A 20,300-nucleotide genomic window follows, 5' to 3' on the forward strand; every position below is an offset into this window, starting at 1 on the left:
GCGAGCCAGTCTCCGAGCTTGCTGGACGTTGCCCCGACGGGCCCTTGGTGAGGGGTCTCCGGGCCCGGGGCGCGCGCGGGGCCCGGCCAGCCCCGCCGGGGGGTCCCGCCGGGCGGCCCGTCAGCGCGGCCCGTCAGCGCAGCACGATGTCCACGGGGTTCGCCTGCGACGCCGGATCCCCCGGACTGGAGGCTGTCCCGGCGGGCGGCCCCTCGATGAGGCCCGAACGGTTGGTCCGCTTGTCCCGCAGGATCTCGGTCACCGACCCGAGGTACCGCGAAAGGTCGATGACGTTCTCCGGGGCCGCGAGCAGGAGCTGGAAGCCGAACTCGTGCAGCGCCGCGATGCCCTGGCCGGCGAACTCCTCGGACGCGAGGACGAATGCCTCGTCCATCATGACCGTCCCGTAGCCCGTGAACCCGTGTTCCGCGATCCCGAGCTGGTAGCTCAGCGCGGCGGCCATGATGAAGGCCGTGAACCGCTGCCGCTCGCCGCCGGACATCGAGCCAGTGTCCGCGTGCACGAACACCTCGTCCCGCGGGCCCTCGGGGTTGCCGTTCCCGGCGTCTCGCGACACCCGGTGCTCCTTGCACGAGATGAACACGTGCGTGCGCGTGTCCAGGACGTCGGACCGCCAGCGCCGGTCCTCGGGCGTCTGGGACGAGAGCCGCTTCACGAGCGCCTCGAGCGTCTTGTACCGGACGGTGAGCTGGTCCGCGTCCTGCGAACTCTCGCCGGCAGTGCGAGGCGAGCCCGCGGCGTCGTGCGCGGTACTGGCCGCGCCCCCAGAGGCACCCGCAGAGGCACCTGCGGACGACGGCGCGTGGCGCGCTTTGAGCGCGGAGACGATCGCGTCCTTGAACTGCTTCGCGGACGCGGGGACGGTCTGCCTGATGTCGAGCTCGAGGAACGAGCCGTCGTGGAAGTCCACGCCCGCGAGGATCGAGTTGAGCGGCAGGATGCGGGCCGCGATGCCGCGGCGCTCCTCGTCGAGCAGGTGCAGGAGGGTCGAGAACGACTCGTGCGTGCGCTGGGCGAAGAATTCGCGGAACTGGGCCTCCTGTGCGGGCAGACCCTCGGAGACGATCTGGCGGTAGCGTGCCTCGAACGCGCTCGCCGCGCCGATCGCCGTCCCGTGGTCCGCCGAGACGGCCGAGCCCCAGTCCCGCTGGAACTGCTCGAAGATACGCGTGAGCCGCTCCGCGGCGGCCTGGGCGCGGCTCTCGGCCGCATGGACGCGGGCGCCGAGCCGCGCGTGCACCTCGGCCGCGATCCGCTCCAGGTCGTGCTGGTCCTCGGGCTCGCCGAACTCAGCGAACAGCGGGCTCAGCGTCCCGGCCGCGGCGGCCGACGGAGGCGCATCGGCGAGGCGGGTCCGGGCGGCCTCGAGGAGGCGATCGGCGGTCGAGAGCTGGGCGTCGAGCTGGCGGTACTCGCTCTGGAGCACCGCGGCGCCTTCGGTGGAGGCCTGATGCTCGGCGCGCGCCTCTTCGACCTTGGCGCGCAGCGGCTCGAGGTCGCTCTGGGCCGCGAGCGCGTCCTCGAGTCGGGCGCCAATGCGGCGCAGCTCCTCCTCAGCTGCGCTCGAGGAGACCTCGTCCCAGGCACGCTCGTCCCGGGCCACGCGGCCCAGGGCCTCGAGCCGGCGCGACAGGCCCTGGTGCGAGTCCTCGCTCGCCTGCGCTGCCTCGGCGGCGGCCGTGAGCGAGGACTCGAGGTCGAGGATGCGCGCGGCGAGGAACTCGACCTTGGAGGCGTTGTCGAACCCGAGGACGTAGTCCCCGCGCGCCGCGAAGCGGTCGTCCTTCTCGACCGTGCCGCGGCCGCGCTTGACCACGCCGCCGAGGCTCAGGCCACGTTCGAGGCCCGCAAGCTCTTCCGGGTCCTCGACGCACACGTAGGCGAAGTCCACGGCGATGCGCTCGCGGACGTAGCGGCCGGCGTCGGCATGCTCACCGGAATCGAGGATGTCGAGCTTGGCCAAGAGGTCCCGCTCCCCCACTGCTTTGAGCGCGGGCCCGGCGCCCGGGACACGGGAGGAGAGGTCGACGGCGCGCACGGCGCCCCGCACCGGGTTCGCATCGAGCCAGCGGGTCACCGCCGCGAAGTGTTCGCCGGGCACAAGCAGGGTCGTGGCCAGCGAGCGCAGCGCCCGCTCTGCGGCCGGCCGCCAGCACTCCGCCTCCTCGGCCAGGTCGATGAGCTCACCGCCGAACGGCATCTCGTCCTCGGCAACGCCGAGCGCCTCGGCGATGGCTGCGCGGTTCTCAACGGCGTTCTGGGGCAGGAGGCTCTTGCTCTGGGACATCGCGACGAGCTCCTCGCGGGCCCGGGCGAGCTCGCGCTTCGCGGTCGCATGTGCCTCAAAGGCATCGAAGCGGGCCTCCCGGAGCGCGTCCGCATCGCCCTCGAGCCGTGCGAGGGCCTCGGCGGCCTGCAGGTGGGCAGCCGCCCACCCTTCGGCCGAGAACGGGACGTCGAGGCCGGCGTCGTGCATCCCCGCCTTCGCCGCCGCTTCGATCTCGCGGCGCAGGTGCAGGCCCATCGTCGCGTTGTCGCGGGCCTGCTCGAGGGTGGAGATCTGGTTGCCGCCGGCGCTGTTGTACTCGGCCTCGAGGGAACGCAGTTCGGTCGCGAGCGCATCGCGGCGGTGGCGCTCCGCGGAGAGCTCCTTGGCCTTGGCCTCCGCGCGCTGGCGGATGCCGGTGATGAGGCGTTCCTGGACGGCGACGGCGTGGGACTGCCGGACGGCGTCGAACGGCTCGTCGGCGAGTTCCCGGAGCCGTGCGGCCTCCGAAAGGGCGGCCTCGTACTCCTGGTTGAGCTGCGGGACCGGGGCGAGCTGGTCGCGCTGGAGCCGCACGTCCTCGAGCCGCTGCCGGATCGAGACGAGGTTTCCGAACTCCTCGACCACCTCGTCTGCGGCCGCGAGCGTGGCCGGCGGGTCGAGGACCTGGTCGCGGAAGAAGCTGTTGACGCTGCCGCCCAGGCCCTTGCCGGCCTGGATGACACGCAGGAGCGGGAGGGCCTGGTCGCTTGAGATGCCCAGAAGCCGGCGGAAGCGCTCGGCGAAGTTCTTGTGGACATCGAAGACCTGGGCATCGGGGAAGAGGTCCTCGAGCGCGGACCGTGTGAAGCGCCTGCTGTGTCCGGTGCCGGTGATGCCCTCGACCGCCGCGATGTCGAGCGGGACCGAGTCGATGAGGTAGAACCGGCCCAGACTCGACTCCGTGCCGTTCTTGGGCAGGTCGAAGAGGGCCGTGAGCGTGTACGAGGTACCCGCGGCGTTGCTATAGGTGAGGGCGATGGCGCTCCAGGTTGCCCCGGGCCGCTGGAAGGCGCTCGCCTGGCCCTCGCCGACGGCAACGTCGCCGACCTTGCCGCGCATGTACGTGTACGTGGTGCGGCGGTCCTCGCTGTGGCCCGTGCGCGCCGCGGCCGCCTCGTTCGAGCGGGGGCGGGCGTCGAAGACCCGGGCGATCGCGTCGAACAGCGTCGACTTGCCCACGCCCGAGTTTCCCGTGAGCATCGTGCCCGCGCGGTCCACGTGCATCGTGTGGGCACCGTGGAACGTGCCCCAGTTGACCACCTGAACGAGGGCAAGGCGGTACTGGCCCGGGTTGATGTCCGTGCCGAGCGGGAGCATGGCCGCGACGCTCACAGGGAGGCCTCCTGCTCCTCGTCGCCGAGGTCACCCCCAGTGAGCCCGACGTCACCCCCGGTGAGCCCGAGGTCACCCCCTGTGCCCTCGAGATCGGGGGCTTCGAGGTCGTCCGACCCGTCCACGTCGTCGGCGCCGTCGACCTCCAAGGCGAGCTGGCCGGCGTCGTGCGCGAGGCTGCCATCCCGCACCGGCCCGGCGGCAGCGACCGCCTCGAGATGACGCGTCACGTCGCCGATGTTCTCGAACGGGAGCGCGAGCGGGAGGGCGTTGGAGATGAGGTAGACATCGTCGAGGGCGGTGGGGATGAGGAGGCGCCGGGCCTGGAGCTTGGCGACGGCGCGGTTCACGGTATCGGCGTCGCGGAGCGCGTCCTGCTGCTCTGCGGGCTGATAGTGGGCGACGACGTCCGCGAGCTCCTCGAGCGTGACCGTCGGCTCGGTCTGGGCGGTGGAATGCCGGTCCAGGAGGAGGCGAAGGCGGAGCAGGAGGATGGTCTCGACCCGGCTCAGGGCGCGCTGCTGGCGCAGGACCGTGGCGCGGGATGCCGTCCCTAGCAGCTCGGGGTCGACGGGACGCAGGACGGCGATCTTCCGCTCGCGGTCGACCGCCAGCCGGAGGAACAGCTCGGACAGGCGCGAGCGGAGCACGTCCTGGTGGTCCAGGAGCGTGGTCCAGGCCTTCTCGTCGCGGCCGCCGTCGAGGTAGGGGCCCTTGAGGAGGCGGACGAGGACTTGGCGAACTCTGAGCGGGAGGATGCCGGTGTCGCCGTCGTACAGCGCGGCACCGGGGGTGACCTCGGCGTCAGACGGGGTGACTTCGGTGCCGCTAGGGGTGACCTCGGTGGGGTGCATCTAGTTCTCCTGCTCGCGGGGAGGGCGGGTGTCGCGCGGTTGGCGGGTCACCGTCGCGTTGGGGACGAACGCACGACGGCGCGTCCCGTCCACCTGCTCGAAATCCAGCAGTGCCCACGAGGCACGGTCAAAGGACACGCCCGACTGGAGGAGATGCCCGAGCAGCGCGCGGATCGAGTTGATGTGCTGTTCTTCGGCAGGCATCTGATGCCAGATGTCGGAGAGCGCGGCATGACCGTCGCCGGCCTCGAGAGCGACGGCGACCGCCTCCCGGAGCGTCGCTGCCCGCGCCTTCGCGGTGCGCGCCGAGCGGGCCCGCTCCTCGCGGCCAAAACTGAGCGGCTCGGCAAGCCGTGGCGGCGGAGCGAGCTCATCGGGGTCGAACAGCTTGACCATGCACAGCGACTCGAACTCGGCGCCGAACAGCTCCGGCGCGGGCGCGAACCCGGACTCCTCGCGGGCGTACGGCAGCCGGCGCACGGCCTGCTCGGCGTGACGTATGGCGTCCCGGAGTCGAACGGACTGGCGGTAGTCGTCGCTCTGGACGTAGGTGTTGAGGCTCTCCGAGAGCTTGCCGTAGATGCGCTGGATCTGGGCGTTGGCCTCGCGCAGCTCGGCAACGAGGCTGCGGAGCGTCTCGCGCTCCTCGTGGTCGAGGCCGTCCGCGAAATCGCGCGCGAGCACCTCCGAGATCGCGGCGCGGAAGCGCAGCTGCTGCTCGGGGTCGTCCAGGAAGGCCGTGAACGAGCGGAACGTCCGGCCTTCGCTCGAATCGCGCAGCCGCCTGTCAGCCTCGAGGACCTGGGCCATGGTGGCCCCCTTGGTGAGGGACTCCTCGATGATCTGGTTCCGCAGCTGGCCCACCGAGTCCTCGATGCGGTCCCGCATGCGTTTGAAGTCCGCGGGCACCCCGCCCGCGAGGTCCAGGATGTTCTCCGCGGCCTCGAGCGCGGTGTCGTCGTCGAGGCCGCCGCTCTGCTCCCCGGCGCGCAGGGCCCGCACCAGCTCGAGCCGCTCCTCGATCTCCGCCTCGAGCGACTCGATGCGCGCGGTCGTGTCCGGGTTGGTCTCGCGCGCGAGCTTCTCGACGTCGTTGAGGAGGGTGCCCAGCCGCGACCCGGTGAGCGTGGAGCGCTCCGACGAGAGGGAGTCGAGGAACGCGAGCACGCGCGCCGCAGCCTCGGTGAGCTCGTACACAATCCGCCCACCCTGGGACCTGCGGGCGAGGAAACGACGGCGCGTCCAGTCATCCGCGACGGCGCGTCCGCCCGCGGTGCCGGCCGTCGGGGCGGCGCCCAGCGCGGCGTCGTGCGTCCTGAGGTCGCTGAGGAAGGTGTCGAGCTCCTCATGGAACGTCTCGAGCTCCACTTGGGGCCTGTTGCGCGTGAACGCGATCTGCAGCGCGGCGATCGTCCAGGGCGCCGACCGGGTGAGAGCCCACGCAGGTCCGCGGTGGAGAGCCTCCAGGTCCGCGAGCCGGGTTGCCATGGACGACGACGGGGTCCCCGCCGCAGCGGGCCGCCTGCCGGGAGTCCGGGGTGCTCGGGCGGACGGCGTCGCGGCGGCAAACGCGGTGTGCCCCGGGCGCGCACCGATCACGGGGACGTCGGGCTCTGGGACCGATGCTCGGGCGGACGGCGTCGCGGTCGCTAACGCGATGTGCCCCGGGCGCGCACCGATCACGGGGACGTCGGGCTCTGGGGTCGCTTCTGGCACGGCTACCCAGTCTAGCGACGTCCTCGACCGCACCAGCTCGAGCGCTAGTCCGGGATGGCTGTTCTCTTCTGAGATGGCCGTTCTCGACCCGTCGAGAACGGCCACGCGGAAAGAGAACAGCCACTTCACCGATGCTCGTCCCCATCAGGCTGCACCCGCCTGAGCGCGCCGAAGCATCGCCTCCCCTTCGGGTCCGGCCGAGGCGATGAGTTTCGTGATGCGTGCCTCGAGCACGGTCGGCTGGAAGAGATCCCGCCACTCGAGCCGGAGGAAGAGCCAGCCGTCCTCCATGAGGGCCTTCTCGCGTTGGCGCTCGCGGAAGATGACGTCGTCGGTCGGCGCGAAGTCGAAGTACTTGTTCCTGCCGTCCATTTCGATGCCACGGCGGACGGCTGGCCACCCTGCATCGACCCGATGCCTGCCATACCGGGTCTCGACCCGAATCTGCTGCTGGGGCCTGGGGAACGGCATACCGGCAAGAAGGTAGTTGAGAAGGCTCTCTGCTGCCGACTCGCTCAGGCCGGAGCCCAGGTCCAGCGCCCGGCGCGCCGTGAGCACGCCTCGTCGTCCCGAAGCCGTCTCCACCAGCTCGCGCAGGACGTCCGGCTCGGCGCCAAGGCGAAGCCCGTGGTCCACGACGATCTGGGCCTGCCCCGGACGAAGCACACGGGCCGAGTCCACGATCGTCCGTTCGAGGGACGTCACCGGGAGGCCTCCGACGAATCCGCGCTGCTCTGGCGGCACCTCCCCTCGATGGATGACGACATCCTCACGCCGCCGCCCTCGGGCCACGGCAGTTGGGGCCATGACATGAACAAGGGCATCCGGATTCCAGAGATCGATGCCGTATGCGCGGGCGGCGCTCAGGTGGGAGTAAAGGAATCCAGGCCTCCCGCGCCGCGAGTGATAGGGGTAGTGCGCCGCGAGGACGGCAAGGTGCTGGTCTTCCTCGGAGAGGCACTCCCATGCCTTCGCCTCGTAGTACGCGCCATAGGAAATGCGCAGGAGAGCGCCGGATGACACAAGCCGAGCCGGGGCCCGACTGGATCCAAGGCGGGCTGCAATATCGCTCGCGAGCCAAGGTCCAGGGTGCGGCAGCGGGAAGGACATGGGTCTAGGCTCGCGCGCGAATCGACCGGGGCGAAAGGTGAAGACGGGCGCATGTGGACAACGCGCCGTCGTACGCGAGGTCCAGGAGCCACCGTCCAGGAGTCGCTGCGGAGGACAAGCGGTTCTCCGATGGGAACACAGCCAGGGAACCCTCCCCGCCGCTCCCCCGTTGAAGTCCCAGAGGCTGCTTCGGCCCGCCGGGGTTCAGAACTGTCGGGCCACCACGACATAATGACCGTGGCTGGTCTCGGGGGGAACCGCTCCTCGGGCTGCGCAGCCTACAGATTTGCCGCCCGGCACCCCGGGCCTGAACGAGGAGCTCTGCGCCCCACGTGTTTGTAAGAACCTTCGGATGGTCGTTCGGGGTGAGCGCCGTCGCGCTCGTTGCGGCCTTCCTCTACGGGGGCCCGCAGGCCCTCTTCCTCGCGCTCGTCCTCGGCGTCCTCGAGGTGAGCCTGAGCTTTGACAACGCGGTCGTGAACGCCCGCATCCTCGAGCGGATGAACCCCTTCTGGCAGAAGATGTTCCTCACCGTGGGCATCGTCATCGCCGTGTTCGGCATGCGCGTGCTCTTCCCACTCCTGATCGTGGGGCTCACCGCCAAGCTCAACCCCGTCGAGGCCGTCCAGCTCGCCCTCGCCAAGGGCCCCATCAACGAGCCGGGCACGTACGCGTACGTGCTCCACCACGCCCACCCGCAGATCGCTGCCTTCGGCGGCATCTTCCTGCTCATGATCTTCCTCGACTTCTTCTTCGAGGAGCGCGAGATCAAGTGGCTGCACTGGTTCGAGATCCCGCTGGCCAAAGTCGGCAGGATGAACGGCGCCTCGCTCGTGGTCGGCTTGTTCGCCCTCGCCCTCATCGGCCTGCTCAGCGGCTCAGAGCTTCAGGGCCCGGTGCTTATGTCCGGAATCTTCGGCATGGTCACCTACTTCCTCGTCCAAGGCCTCGGGGAGCTCTTCGACACCGACGTGAGCGGCGAGATCGATGCAGACGACATTCCCGCGATGGCGGGCGGCACGCATGGCAAGGGTCCCGGCAAGGCAGTCTTGGTCGCGGGGAAGGCCGCGTTCATGCTGTTCCTCTACCTCGAGGTCATCGACGCGTCGTTCTCGTTCGACGGCGTCATCGGCGCCTTCGCGATCACGTCCGATCCGATCATCATCGCCCTCGGCCTCGGCCTCATCGGCGCGATGTTCGTCCGCTCGCTCACCGTGTACCTCGTCCGCCAGGGCACGCTCGACGAGTTCGAGTACCTCGACCACGGCGCCCACTGGGCCATCGGCGCGCTCGCCGTCATCCTCCTCATCACGATCGGCGTGGAGGTCAGCGAGATCGTCACCGGCCTGATAGGCGTGCTGTTCATCGGCGCCGCCTTCCTGGCCTCGATCCGGAGGAACAAGCAAAGGGCATCAGAGCCCGAGCCCGCACACACCACGTAATCGGGCCCGACCAACCGCACCGTATCAACCGCACCCTGTAGAGACGAACGTAAGGAGCACACTGTGGGACTGAGCTTGCAGAAGGGCCAGGGACTCTCCCTGACCAAGAAGGACGGCTCGAGCATGGCCCAGGTCCGCCTGGGCCTCGGCTGGGACGCCGTCGAGCAGCCCCGCAAGGGCTTCCTGGGCGGCCTCTTCGGCGGGGGCGCCACGGAGATCGACCTGGATGCCTCGGCCATCCTGTACAACGCAGGCGGCCAGGCCCTCGACACCGTGTTCTTCAACCAGCTCACGAGCAAGGACGGGTCGATCCGGCACACCGGGGACAACCTGACCGGCGCGGGGGACGGCGACGACGAGACCATCATGGTCAACCTGCCGAGCGTGAACGGAGCCGTACAGCACATCGTCTTCGTCATCACGAGCTACTCGCAGCAGACGTTCAACCAGATCAAGAACGCGTTCTGCCGCGTCATCGACGATTCCGCAGGCGGCAGCCCGGAAGTGGCCCGCTACACGCTGACCGACCAGGGCCCGTACACGGCCATGATCATGGCCAAGCTCTCCCGCGAGGGTGCAGGCTGGAAGTTCACAGCCATCGGCCAGCCGGCCAACGGCCGCACGGTCGGCGATCTCGTGGCCCCCGCAACGGCCGTCCTGGCCCAATAGCGACCTGACGTTCGAACAATCTCACCCGCAGCAAGGAGCATCGTGTCAAGCCTCACCCTCAGCAAGGGCAGCAACCTCTCCCTCACCAAGGCGGATCCGGGCCTCACTCGGGCCATGGTCGGCCTCGGCTGGGATCCACGCACGACGGCGGGCGAGATGTTCGATCTCGACGCGAGCGCCCTGCTCGTCTCGGCACGCGGAAGGGTCCGCAGCAACGACGATTTCATCTTCTACAACCAGCTCGAGTCCAAGGACGGCTCGGTAGTCCACCAGGGCGACAACCGCACCGGCGAGGGCGAGGGCGACGACGAGCAGATCCTCATCGATCTCACGAAGATCGCGCCCGAGATCGAGAAGGTCGTGATCGTCGTCTCGATCGACCAGGCCGAGGCGCGCCACCAGAACTTCGGCATGGTCCGCGGGGCGTTCTGCCGCGTGGTGAACGACTCCACCGCGCAGGAGGTCGTGCGCTACGACCTCACCGAGGACGCCGCGAGCGAGACGTGCATGATCTTCGCGGAGATCTACCGCCACGGGAACGAGTGGAAGTTCCGCGCGGTGGGCCAGGGCTACGCGTCCGGCCTCCACGGCGTCGCCACCGACTACGGCATCGTCCTCGACTGACCGCCGCGGCACAGGCAGGACCCAGACCTCAATCCCGAAGGAGCATGACATGGCAGGACTGACCCTTTCCAAGGGCGGCAATCTCTCCCTCACCAAGACCGACCCGGGTCTGGCCAACGCGATCGTGGGCCTCGGATGGGACCCGCGCACGACGACGGGCGACGCCTTCGATCTGGACGCCTCGGCCCTGCTTCTGGGTGCCAACGGCAAGGTCCGCTCCGACGCGGACTTCATCTTCTACAACCAGAAGCAGTCGGCCGACGGCTCGGTGGAGCACATGGGCGACAATCGCACGGGCGAGGGCGAGGGCGACGACGAGCAGATCAAGGTCCACCTCGTCAACGTGCCGGCCGACATCGAGCGCATCGTCGTGGTCGTCAGCATCGATCAGGCCGAGGCCCGCCGGCAGAACTTCGGCATGGTCCGCTCCGCCTACTGCCGCATCGTCAACGAGGCCTCGAACGCCGAGGTGGTTCGCTATGACCTCTCGGAGGATGCCGCCGCCGAGACGTGCATGATCTTCGCAGAGCTCTACCGGAACGCGGGCGAGTGGAAGTTCAAGGCAGTCGGCCAGGGCTACGCGAGCGGTCTGGCCGGCGTCGCCACCGACTTCGGCGTGAACCTCGGCTGACGACGTCCCCGCGGCAGTACCCGCCCCATATCCGGCCCACCCTCCACCTGTAGGAGCCTTCGCGATGTCCATCTCCCTGACCCCACCAGACCCCACCGAGTCCCAGGACGCCCTCGTCCTCCAGGCACCCGACTCCGCGCCCGTGGTGAAGGAGGAGGAAGCCGCAGGGATGGTCCCGGTCGGCAGCGAGCGCCAGTCCGAGATCGCGAGCCAGGCCAAGGCCTTCGTGGCGGAGATCGCGGCGATGGACTCGCGGAGCCCCGATTTCCAGCAGAAGGTCGAGGGCCTCAACCGCTTCGCGGGCAGGGAGATGGTCGCCTCCTCGGACGCCTCCAACCGCATGCTCGACCACTCGAACACGTCGCGCGCGAGCGCGAAGAAGTCGGGCAACAGTGCCCAGATGTACGTCGCCTCGACCCTCGGCGAGCTGCGCACCACCGTCGAGGACCTCACTCCGAACCAGGAGCTGGGCGCGGGCCGGAAGATCCTCGGCTTCGTCCCGGGCGGCAACAAGCTCGCGCGCTACTTCCAGCGCTACGAGTCGGCCCAGACGCAGCTGGACAAGATCATCAAGGCCCTCATGTCCGGCCAGGACGCCCTCATGAAGGACAACGCGTCGCTCGCCGAGGAGAAGACGAACCTCTGGGAGGTCATGAAGCAGCTCTCCGAGTACGCCGTCTTCGCCCAGGAACTGGACAAGGCCACGGTCGAGAAGATCGAGGAAGTCCGCCGCAACGGTCAGACCGAGCACGCGCAGCACCTCGAGTCGGATGTCCTGTTCCCCGTGCGCCAGCGCCGTCAGGACATCCTCACGCAGCTGGCCGTGTCAGTGCAGGGCTACCTCGCGATCGACCTGATCCGGAAGAACAACACCGAGCTCATCAAGGGCGTGGACCGCGCCCGCACGACGACGATCAGCGCCCTCCGCACGGCGGTGATCGTCGCGCAGGCGCTCGCCAACCAGAAGCTCGTGCTCGACCAGATCGACGCGATCAACACGACGACGAACAACATGATCCTGCGAACCTCGGAGATGCTGAAGGACCAGACCACGCGCATCCACCAGCAGGCGTCCAGCTCGGGCGTCTCGGTCCAGACGCTTGAGAAGGCCTTCGCGAACATCTACCAGACGATGGACGCGATCGACACGTTCCGTTCCCAGGCTGCCAAGAACATGGAAAGCACGGTCCAGGCGCTCGAGTCGGGGCTCGAGAGGTCGCGCCCGTACATCGAGCGCGTGCGCCGGCAGGAGGGGAACGCCTGAGTCAGGCCTCCGGCTCCCCGGCGTCCTCGGGGTGGTCGGCCAGCTCGAGCGCAGCGTCGTCGGCGGCCTCCCCGCCGTCCTCGTCGAGCGCGGCGTAGTCGAGCGGCTGCTCGTCCTCGTCGTCGGCCTCGCCGCCCTCGTAGTCCACGACCGCGTCATAGACGGCGTCGAGGGCGGCGACCGGGACGCTGACCATGCCGTCAGCCGTGGTGAGCAGTCCCAGGGCCTCGAGCTCCCGGATCTCCGTGAGGAGCCCCTCGGCGAGCCCCTTGAGCTGCTGGGATGCGTCGGGGCCGAGCTCTTCCTCCACGCCCAGATCATCCCCGTGCACGTTGAGGCCGCTGGGGTCGGCACCCAGGGAAACGACGTCGTCGAGGGGGAAGGGCTCCTGGTGGACCGCGGCGGTCAGGATCGTCGTGAGGACCGCGGCGGTCTCGCCCTCGAGCGTGCCCGGTGTGCCGTCGGTGCATGCGGCCACCACGATCTCGGTCCCGAGGAACTGCGCCTCGAGCTGCCCCAGCCCATCGCTGTTCCCCAGATCGGCGGCGCCCTCGCCGGGCCGCGCTGACCCGCCTGTGACGTCCACGAGTTCGGCGTTGACCATGGCCTCCCACAGTCGACGGGCCCGGTCGGGGGAGCCCACGATCTCGGCCGCGGTGGCCAATGAGTCCTCGGACAGCGTGGCGTCCGGAGTCGTCTCGCGTCCGGCGCCGAGCCAGCCGAGGAGCGCGCGGGCGTGCTGCACGAACGGCGCGCTTGCGGCGAACTCGGCGGCCTCCTCCTCTGTCGCCTCAGGAAGACCGTCTCGGGGGCTCGCGTCCACAATCCCGCCGAGCTTCTCCGCCTCGGTGTCGAGGACCTCCGCCACGGCTTCGAGTTCGTCGGCGGTCCCCTCCCACCGGCCGGTCTCCTCGAGGAAGCTGAGCCAGTCCACGAGCGTGCCCACCACGTACCTCTGGTCGTCGACGGCCGCGTCCTCCGGATCCGCGGAGGCCGCCACGTCGTCGAGGAACGGCGGCAGGAAACCGGCCACCTGATCAGGGTCGAGGCGCAGGGTCGGGGCTCCCTTGCCGAGGCTCGAGACGATCGTGACGAACATCTTCACCACGAGCAGCTGGCCCGTGGCGAAGGCGGAGAGGTCATCCTCGCCCTGGGACGCCCATGCGATGTAGTCGGGGGTAAGCCGGTCGACCATGAGGTCGACACTCCGGCGCCGGCGCTCGTACTCGCCCAGCGGCGTCGCGGTGCGCGGGCGGGTGTTCTTCGGCTTGCGCGTGCGGCTCTTCGGCATGACACGAGCGTACGCTCTCTGACGTATGACGGCGCCGCCTCACTTCCCCCGTGCGTGCTGCGGGCGCGCTGTGCGTTCATAGCACGTTCGTCCAGCGTTCACGCGTGAATGCTAGGACATGCTCATGGGCCGGCACTGTCGGCCCCTTGCGAACCCCGTCTACGGAGGCTCCTCATGAGTAGGACACGTCAGCGCAAGATCATCGCGGCCGGAATGGCTGCATTCATCGCTCTCACGGCAGGGGGCGCCGTTGCCGCACAAGCGGCCGGCCAGCCGTCAGGGAACATCGACCACCACGACGTCACGACGACCCTCGCCACCGACTTCGATGCTGTGAGCCGAAGCACGAGCTGGCAGCTTACCAGCAAGCAGAAGCTGAATTTTCCCACGTACCACACCGAGGGGATCGCCTTCAGCCCGGACCACATCTTCCTCTCGGCCGTCCAGATCATCGAGCCGACCGTGAAGTACCCGACCCCGCAGAACGGCTTCGACCGCACCCCCGGCAAGGGAGTGGGCCACCTCTTCGTCATGGACCGGAATGGCAGCCTCCAGAAGGACATCACCCTCGGGGAGGGGGATATGTACCACCCGGGTGGGATCGACTTCGACGGGACCAACGTGTGGGTTCCCGTGGCGCAGTACCGGCCCAACAGCAGCGCGATCATCTACCGCGTCGACGCTGGAACCCTGGACGTGCAGAAGCAGTTCGAGGTCCCCGACCATTTCGGCGGCATCGTCAGGGATCTGCAGACGGGCCACCTTGTGGGCAATACCTGGGGCTCGCGCCGCTTCGCCGAATGGAACCTCCAGGGCAAGCAGTTGGCCACGTGGGACAACCCGAACTTCTTCATCGACTACCAGGACTGCCAGTACGTGCCGAACTCCAAGATGCTGTGCGGGGGCGTGACGAACCTTCCCCAGACCCCGGCCGCTGGGGGAAGCAGCGCAACCTACGAGTTGGGCGGGATGGCGATGATCGACTTGACGTCCCAAAGCGTGATCCGCGAGGTCCCGTTCCAGAAGTGGTCCACTGCCGGCCATGTCGCAACGCGCAATCCCTTCAAGATGACCGCGGACGGCGACCACCTCACGCTCAAGGTCGCGCCTGACAACGGTGACGAGGGCAACGGCACGGAGATCCTCACCTACGAGGCCACTGTCAGCCCAACACACTAGGCAGCGGTTGGCCGCACGATGCGGCACCGCCCGAGTGGGCTGGTGCGTCCGGAAAACCGGCGCACCAGCCCATTCCTGTCTGATGGTAATGGGCGCACGATGGCTCAGAGGCTGCTGGCGAGGTCCTTGAGCACGTCCTGGATCCGCGTCGGGTCGGTCGCGTCGAAGTACTGACCGCCCGAGGAGGCCGCGATCTTCTGGAGCGCCTCGGTGTCCGCCTGAGCCCCGTAGGCGAGGGTGAAGACCTTGATCTTCTTGCCCGTCGCCGACTGGGCAGACAGCTTCGCGATCGTGTCCTCGAGCGTGCCCGGCCGTGCCGTGTCGTTGGTGCCGTCGCTGAGGAGGATCACGGAGTTGAGCGCGTCCGAGCGGTAGCCGGCGCCCACCGTGTCCACGGCGAGCCCCACGGCCTCATAGAGCGGTGTGTAGGCGATCGGGGACAGCCCGTGCACCTTGGCGGAGATTGACTCCCGCTGCGCCTTGACGCTCGCGAGCTGCTGCACGACGCCGGGCTCGAGCGCGCCGCCGTCCTTGTTGGAGAAGCCCTCGATCCCGACTTGGTCGTCGTACCCGAAGAGGGCCAGAGCGCCGTCGACCGCATTCTTCGCCGCCTGGATCTTCGTGACCCCTGGCTGGATCTCGTCTCGCATCGAACCGGAGACGTCCACGGCAAACAGCACCCGTGCGGGCTTGCGCACCGCGGCGAAGCCCTTCTGCAGTCCGGTGACGAGCTCGGCCGAGGGCGTCTCGAGGATCGTTGACGCGGTCCCGAAGTGACCGGCGTCGGCCACCGCGAGGTCCGCCTCACCGCGGATGTCCCGGAACCCGGAGGCGCGCACCGCGGTCTGGCCCTCTGTGGTCCGCGCGAACCGGACAAAGTCCTCGCCTGCTGCCCGCTGGGCGTCACCGACCCACGTCGCGGAGAGCACGACGGCCGGCGAGTCGGCCGCGAAGACGCCGTCGGACGGGTAGTACGGGGTGAGCTGGACTTTGGGCGGGGCACCATTGGCAAGGGTTGTGCCGTCGGGGCTCGTGATCCCGCGGTTGTACTCCCACACGGACTTCTCGTCGGTGATGACGGCGGAGAGGGTGCCGGATGCCGCCTTGGTGTCCGCCGCGTCACGGATCGAGTTCAGGAAGTGCGCCGGAGTGGTGAGGTAGCTGCTCGTCGCGCTTTCCCCGAGCCGCACCTGGGAGGTCACGAAGCTCGAGGCGAGGTCCGCCGTCGTGAGCATGCCGCTGTGCCCGGCCGCAGCCGAGTAGGCGGTCGCGAGGGCGAAGAGGCCGGAACTTGCCATGGTCGGGTTGGCCTTGGCGATGCGGAAGTAGCCCCATTCGGGCTTGCCAGCACGCTCCCAGCTGCGCGGGTCGGAGGCAACCTTGTAGACGTCCGCCCACGTGGGCGGCTTCGCGTCCCAGCCGAGTGCGGCGGCCATCTCGGGCGGCATCGCGACCGTGACGGCGGTCGAGGCAACGCTCATGCCGGATTCGGGGACGATCGAGGAGCCCTGCCCCTTGGCGGACCGGGCGGTGGCGAGCCAGACCGAGGCATCCGGGATCCACACGGCGGGCTGCTGGTCGGCGGGCGTCGCGGCGAAGCCGCGCGCGGCGTCGTCGGCGGCCAGACCGGACTTGCGGGCCGCAACCTTGACGTCCACGCAACGCCCGCCTGCGTTCCGCTTGGCTCCCTGGTAGGCGTCCGCGACGGCGCGGACCATTCCCGCGTTCTCGGGCGAGGCGAGCACGTTGAGCCGGGTGCACGGGGCGGCGCCCGGGGCGCTCGGAAAGGTGTCCCCCACGAGGGCTGCTGCGGGCTGCGTCGGTGTGAGCTTGGCCGTCGTTGCCTTCGGAATGCGGTTGACGGTCAGCGAATTGTAGAGCGAGGGCGCCCACAGGAATCCTGCGAGGACCAGGGCTGCGACCGTGCCCCCGATGATCGTGAGGCGTCCCCAGGGACGGGTTGCGCGGCGTCGACGGGAGGCGCGACGGCTTGAAGGGGAAGTACTTCGTCTGCCCATGGCCCGAGGGACCTTTCGTCAAAGGCGCGCGCCAGCCAGCGCTGGGGGAAAAGCTGGACCCTCGGGACAGTACGGGCGCTACGGAAAGGGAGCATGAACGACGGGTTAACGGCCGGGAAAGCAGCGAGGGCCGGGGATCCCGGCCCTCGCTGCTTGCGAAGCTTCAAGATACAACTGCCTGCCACGCGACGCGACTCGACGCGCCGCCAGACCGCGACCGGCAGCTGGCGACCGGCAAGCCGACGATCACCCCGCGACTGCGACCTCCCGCGCCGCCAGACCGCGCCCGGCAGCCCGCGACCGGCAAGCCGAGGATCACCCCGCGACTGCGACCTCCCGCGGCGCCGGCCGGACCTTGCCCGCCGCGCCCGGCACCGCGACCGCGCCGATGGCGGTCACCGCCAGAATCCCGGCCGCGACACCGACCACGCTGCGCGCGGCGTCCACGAACCCGGTGGGCGTGAGGTTCCCGCCCCACGAGGTGAAGAGCGTGGTGAAGACGGCGATCCCGAGGGCTACCCCGACTTCCCGGATCGTCGCATTGGCGCCGGACGCCTTCGCATGGCCGGCCTCAGGCAGGGTCGCGAGGAGCGCCGTGGAGAGCGGGGCGAACACGAGGCCCATTCCAGCGCCCGCGAGGACGAACGGCGGCACGAGCGCCGAATACTCGATGGCCCGGGTCATCTCGAGCGCGATCCACCCGAGACCGATGGCCTGGAGTACAAGGCCCGCCGCGATGAACGGCCTCGCGCCGATCCGAGAGACGAAGAGACCGGCCACCGGGGCCACGACCATGGGCGCGAGCGTCCACGGCGCAGTCTTCCAGGCCGCCTCGAGCGCGGTGTCCCCCTGGACCAACTGGAGGAACTGGATGAGGAGGAAGATCGCGCCGAACGTTCCGAAGCTCATGCCGAACCCCAGGACATTGGACGCCGTGAAGGGGCGGTTGGCGAACATCCCGAGCGGGAGGAGGGGAGCCGCCGTCGTCCGCTGCCGGAGAAGGAACAGTGCGATAAGGACGGCTGCCGCGACCAGCGAGACGACCGTCTCGGCGGCGCCCCAGCCTACGGCCCCGCCGCGGATGATCCCGTAGACGAGGGCGAAGACGCCCGCGCCGCCCAGGACCGCGCCGAGCACGTCGAGCGGCTCGCTGAGGCCGCGGGACTCTGGAAGGCCAAGCCGTGCGAGCACGACCGCGACCACGCCCACGGGGACATTGATCCAGAAGATGGCCTCCCAGGACCACGATCCGAGCACGAGACCGCCCACGAGCGGGCCGACGGCCACGCCGAGGCCCGAGATGCCGCCCCAGATGCCGATGGCGAGCGCTCTCCGTTGCGCTGTGACTGATCCAGTGATGAGCGCGAGCGAGAGGGGCACGACGACGGCGCCTCCGATCCCCTGCACGGCCCGGGCGGCGATGAGCTGGCCCGGATCGGTGCTGAGCGCGGCGAGGGCTGAGGCGATCGTGAAGAGTGCGATCCCGCCGAGGAAGACGGATCGGCGGCCGATCCGGTCCCCGATCCCGGCCGCAAGGAGGATGCCGCTCGCGAAGGCGAGGGTGTAGGCGTTGACGACCCACTGGAGCTCATCGACGCTCGCGCCGAGGGTAGCCCGGATCGTGGGGAGCGCGTTGGTCACCACCAGGTTGTCGAGCGTGGCCATGAACATGGGGAGGGACGCCGCCGCGACGACGGCCCAGACGGGCCGCTGCGCGGCGCGGGTGGAGGAGGAACCTTGATCGAGTGCCACGGAATGCTCCTTGGGCGAGCGAGCTGGAGGATTAGTTATCGATCGATTACTAAGAGGCTAAGTAATCGGCTGATAACATGTCAAGTGTGGAAACCGAGCAGATTCCCCGCACCCGTATGCCGGCCGCAGAGCGGCGCGAGCTCATTCTGAGCGAGGCCACTGCGGTGTTCGCCGCGAACGGCTACGGAGGCACGACGACGGACCTCGTCGCCCAGGCCTCGGGCGTGAGCCAGCCGTACGTCGTGCGGATGTTCGGCACCAAGGAGAAGCTCTTCCTCGAAGTGCTCGCCCGCGCCGAGCGTCTCCTCGCCGAGACATTCCTCGGGGCCATCGAAGAGGCACGCCGCGCCGAAGCAGCCGACACGGTGGCCTCACCCGCGGGCGCCGTCGGCGCGGAGCCGGGCTCCCTCCACGAGCGCCTGGGCATGGCGTACGTGGGCCTCATCGCCGAGCGCGGGCTGCATCAGGTGCTCGCGCAGGCCTTCCTGCTCGGAGGCGATCCCGTGATCGGACCGGAGGCCCGTGCGTGCTTCCTGCGCACCTGGCAGCTCATCCGAGACAAGGCTGGCTTCGACGAGCACGAGACCAAGCAGTTCTTCGCCAACGGCATGCTGATCAACACGCTGGTCGCACTGCGGCTCGCCGGGGGCCATGGAGAGAATCCGGAGGTTGACGCGATGTTCGCCGTCGCGTTCCCCTGCTCCTTCGAGACCTACGCGAGCCATCTGCCCACAGCGGACGAGCCGTACTGACCCGCGTCGCGGCATGGCCCAGAGGCTAGGCTAGCAAGCATGGTCGCCAAGTTCTTCGGCTCGCTGTTCGGAGGTGCCGGGCACGAGCCTGAGCATGCCCTCGACGAGCAGCTCCCGCTCACCCAGGCCCAGGAGCTCGAGGAGACGCGCACAGCCCTGGGCACCCTGCGCAGCGCGATCCGCCGCGCGGGATCGGTCCTGCCGCCCCTCGCGCTCTCGCGGGTCCGCCAGACCGACGACCTCCTCGCGAACCTCATCGACCACATCGCCGAGCATGGTGCCTCGACCGAGCAGCGCGTCCTGCTCAACGCGATCGTGACCGACTACCTGCCCACGTCGCTGCGCGTGTACCGGGCCCTTCCGCCGGAGACGCACACTGACGCGAGCCCCGAATCGGAGAAGCTGCTCGAGCAGCTCGACATCCTCCACTCCACGGCCCTCGATCTCGACCACCAGGTCCGCACCGGCGCCATCGCGGAGCTGAGCGTGCACGGACGGTTCCTGCAGGACAAGTTCGACGTCGGCGGGATCCACCTCACCCCCGATTCCACCCTGCGAGAAGGAGAAACGCACTGATGGCCACGATGGTCGCAGGCAGCAACGCGCCGCTCACCGCGGAGAACCCAGGGCTCACAGGGGTCATGGTGGCCATGGGCTGGCAGCTCGTGCCGAGCAACGGCCCCCAGTCGGAGCTGACCTCCATGGCGATCCTCTGCGGGGACGACGGCCGGGCCATCTCCCCCGAACACCTCGTCTTCTTCAATCAGCTCACGACGGCGGGCGGCGGCGTCCGCTTCGAGGCCGGCTCAGCCGCTGGCCAGCACGACACCGAACAGGTCGACGTCGAGTTCGGACTCATCCCGGCCGAGGTCTCCAAGATCGCGTTCCTCGCCTATGTGGACCCCGAGGTCCGGGGCCCCGGAACGTTCGGCGCCGTGCGCGGCTCGTACATCCGGCTCGCCCGCCCCGACGGCTTCGAGCTCCTGCGCTTCGATGTCCCCGCCGTCAACGGCGAGCGCATCAAGGCGATGATGTTCGGCGAGCTGTACCGGCACCGGGACGACTGGAAGTTCCGTGCCCTCGGGCAGGGGTACGAGAACGGACTCGCCGGCGTGGCCCGTGACTTCGGGCTCGACCTCTGATGAAGGGCCTGCGGGGCGCTGACGTTCCCTTCATGACGCGGCGCGTGAAGGAACCGGTGGCTCAGGTCGAGCGCACACGGAATCCCGGACCGGTGGGCGAGCGGAGTCGAAGCCCCCTCGATCTCTCGTCCCCCCAGACTCCGGCTCGGCAGGACTCCGGGCAGCAACGCTCCGGGCCGCAGCCCGTGCTCCGGG

At 69.3% G+C, this 20,300-nt stretch carries 16 protein-coding genes; 9 read left to right on the forward strand and 7 right to left on the reverse strand.

The window, feature by feature from the left end:
- Positions 1-133: 133 nt before the first annotated feature.
- The 4 genes from RBS60_RS03050 to RBS60_RS03065 form a co-directional block, all read right to left on the reverse strand.
- Positions 134-3,661, reverse strand: coding sequence for an ATP-binding protein (locus RBS60_RS03050; protein ID WP_307956052.1), 3,528 nt, complete (start codon positions 3,659-3,661; stop codon positions 134-136).
- Positions 3,658-4,515, reverse strand: coding sequence for a DUF4194 domain-containing protein (locus RBS60_RS03055; RefSeq protein ID WP_307956053.1), 858 nt, complete (start codon positions 4,513-4,515; stop codon positions 3,658-3,660). The genes RBS60_RS03050 and RBS60_RS03055 overlap by 4 nt, the downstream gene beginning before the upstream one ends.
- Positions 4,516-6,003, reverse strand: coding sequence for a DUF3375 family protein (locus RBS60_RS03060; protein ID WP_307956386.1), 1,488 nt, complete (start codon positions 6,001-6,003; stop codon positions 4,516-4,518).
- 372 nt (positions 6,004-6,375) lie between these two features.
- Positions 6,376-7,254: a hypothetical protein gene (locus RBS60_RS03065; protein ID WP_307956054.1), complete on the reverse strand. Its 879-nt coding sequence runs from the start codon at positions 7,252-7,254 to the stop codon at positions 6,376-6,378.
- Positions 7,255-7,673: 419 nt separating this feature from the next.
- Between RBS60_RS03065 and RBS60_RS03070 the strand changes: the two genes are divergently transcribed.
- From RBS60_RS03070 to RBS60_RS03090, 5 genes are all read left to right on the forward strand, one after another.
- Positions 7,674-8,783: a DUF475 domain-containing protein gene (locus tag RBS60_RS03070; protein WP_307956055.1), complete on the forward strand. Its 1,110-nt coding sequence runs from the start codon at positions 7,674-7,676 to the stop codon at positions 8,781-8,783.
- Positions 8,784-8,846: 63 nt separating this feature from the next.
- On the forward strand, positions 8,847-9,452 hold the full coding sequence (locus RBS60_RS03075) for a TerD family protein (RefSeq protein ID WP_307956056.1): 606 nt from the start codon (positions 8,847-8,849) through the stop codon (positions 9,450-9,452).
- Between the two features lie 42 nt (positions 9,453-9,494).
- On the forward strand, positions 9,495-10,076 hold the full coding sequence (locus RBS60_RS03080; protein ID WP_307956057.1) for a TerD family protein: 582 nt from the start codon (positions 9,495-9,497) through the stop codon (positions 10,074-10,076).
- A gap of 49 nt (positions 10,077-10,125) precedes the next feature.
- Entirely contained in the window at positions 10,126-10,707 is a 582-nt protein-coding gene (locus tag RBS60_RS03085) for a TerD family protein (RefSeq protein ID WP_307956058.1), read from the forward strand.
- Between the two features lie 64 nt (positions 10,708-10,771).
- Positions 10,772-11,971 carry a toxic anion resistance protein gene (locus RBS60_RS03090; RefSeq protein ID WP_307956059.1) on the forward strand — a complete coding sequence of 400 codons (1,200 nt, stop codon included), beginning with the start codon at positions 10,772-10,774 and terminating at the stop codon, positions 11,969-11,971.
- A gap of 1 nt (position 11,972) precedes the next feature.
- On the opposite strand, the gene RBS60_RS03095 is transcribed toward RBS60_RS03090, so the two are convergent.
- The gene (locus tag RBS60_RS03095; protein WP_307956060.1) at positions 11,973-13,262 is read right to left on the reverse strand and encodes a hypothetical protein; all 1,290 of its coding nucleotides are present in this window, start codon (positions 13,260-13,262) and stop codon (positions 11,973-11,975) included.
- A gap of 174 nt (positions 13,263-13,436) precedes the next feature.
- Between RBS60_RS03095 and RBS60_RS03100 the strand changes: the two genes are divergently transcribed.
- Positions 13,437-14,441 (forward strand): DUF6454 family protein, encoded by a 1,005-nt coding sequence (locus tag RBS60_RS03100; protein ID WP_307956061.1) that lies wholly within the window; start codon positions 13,437-13,439, stop codon positions 14,439-14,441.
- A gap of 104 nt (positions 14,442-14,545) precedes the next feature.
- Here RBS60_RS03100 and RBS60_RS03105 read toward each other — a convergent pair whose 3' ends face one another.
- Both RBS60_RS03105 and RBS60_RS03110 read right to left on the reverse strand, forming a co-directional pair.
- Positions 14,546-16,459, reverse strand: coding sequence for a substrate-binding domain-containing protein (locus tag RBS60_RS03105; RefSeq protein WP_307956062.1), 1,914 nt, complete (start codon positions 16,457-16,459; stop codon positions 14,546-14,548).
- A gap of 315 nt (positions 16,460-16,774) precedes the next feature.
- Positions 16,775-18,211, reverse strand: coding sequence for a DHA2 family efflux MFS transporter permease subunit (locus RBS60_RS03110; RefSeq protein WP_307956063.1), 1,437 nt, complete (start codon positions 18,209-18,211; stop codon positions 16,775-16,777).
- A 77-nt stretch (positions 18,212-18,288) separates the two neighbouring features.
- On the opposite strand from RBS60_RS03110, the gene RBS60_RS03115 reads away from it, so the two are divergent.
- From RBS60_RS03115 to RBS60_RS03125, 3 genes are read left to right on the forward strand one after another with little or no spacing between them, the layout of a single operon-like run.
- Positions 18,289-18,963 (forward strand): helix-turn-helix domain-containing protein, encoded by a 675-nt coding sequence (locus RBS60_RS03115; RefSeq protein ID WP_307956064.1) that lies wholly within the window; start codon positions 18,289-18,291, stop codon positions 18,961-18,963.
- A gap of 39 nt (positions 18,964-19,002) precedes the next feature.
- Positions 19,003-19,539: a hypothetical protein gene (locus tag RBS60_RS03120; RefSeq protein ID WP_307956065.1), complete on the forward strand. Its 537-nt coding sequence runs from the start codon at positions 19,003-19,005 to the stop codon at positions 19,537-19,539.
- Positions 19,539-20,105, forward strand: a complete 567-nt coding sequence (locus RBS60_RS03125; protein ID WP_307956066.1) for a TerD family protein — start codon at positions 19,539-19,541, stop codon at positions 20,103-20,105. Before RBS60_RS03120 ends, RBS60_RS03125 begins: the two co-directional genes overlap by 1 nt.
- Positions 20,106-20,300: the final 195 nt, after the last annotated feature.

The sequence above is a fragment of the Sinomonas sp. ASV486 genome (assembly GCF_030908215.1).
GTDB lineage: Bacteria > Actinomycetota > Actinomycetes > Actinomycetales > Micrococcaceae > Sinomonas > Sinomonas puerhi.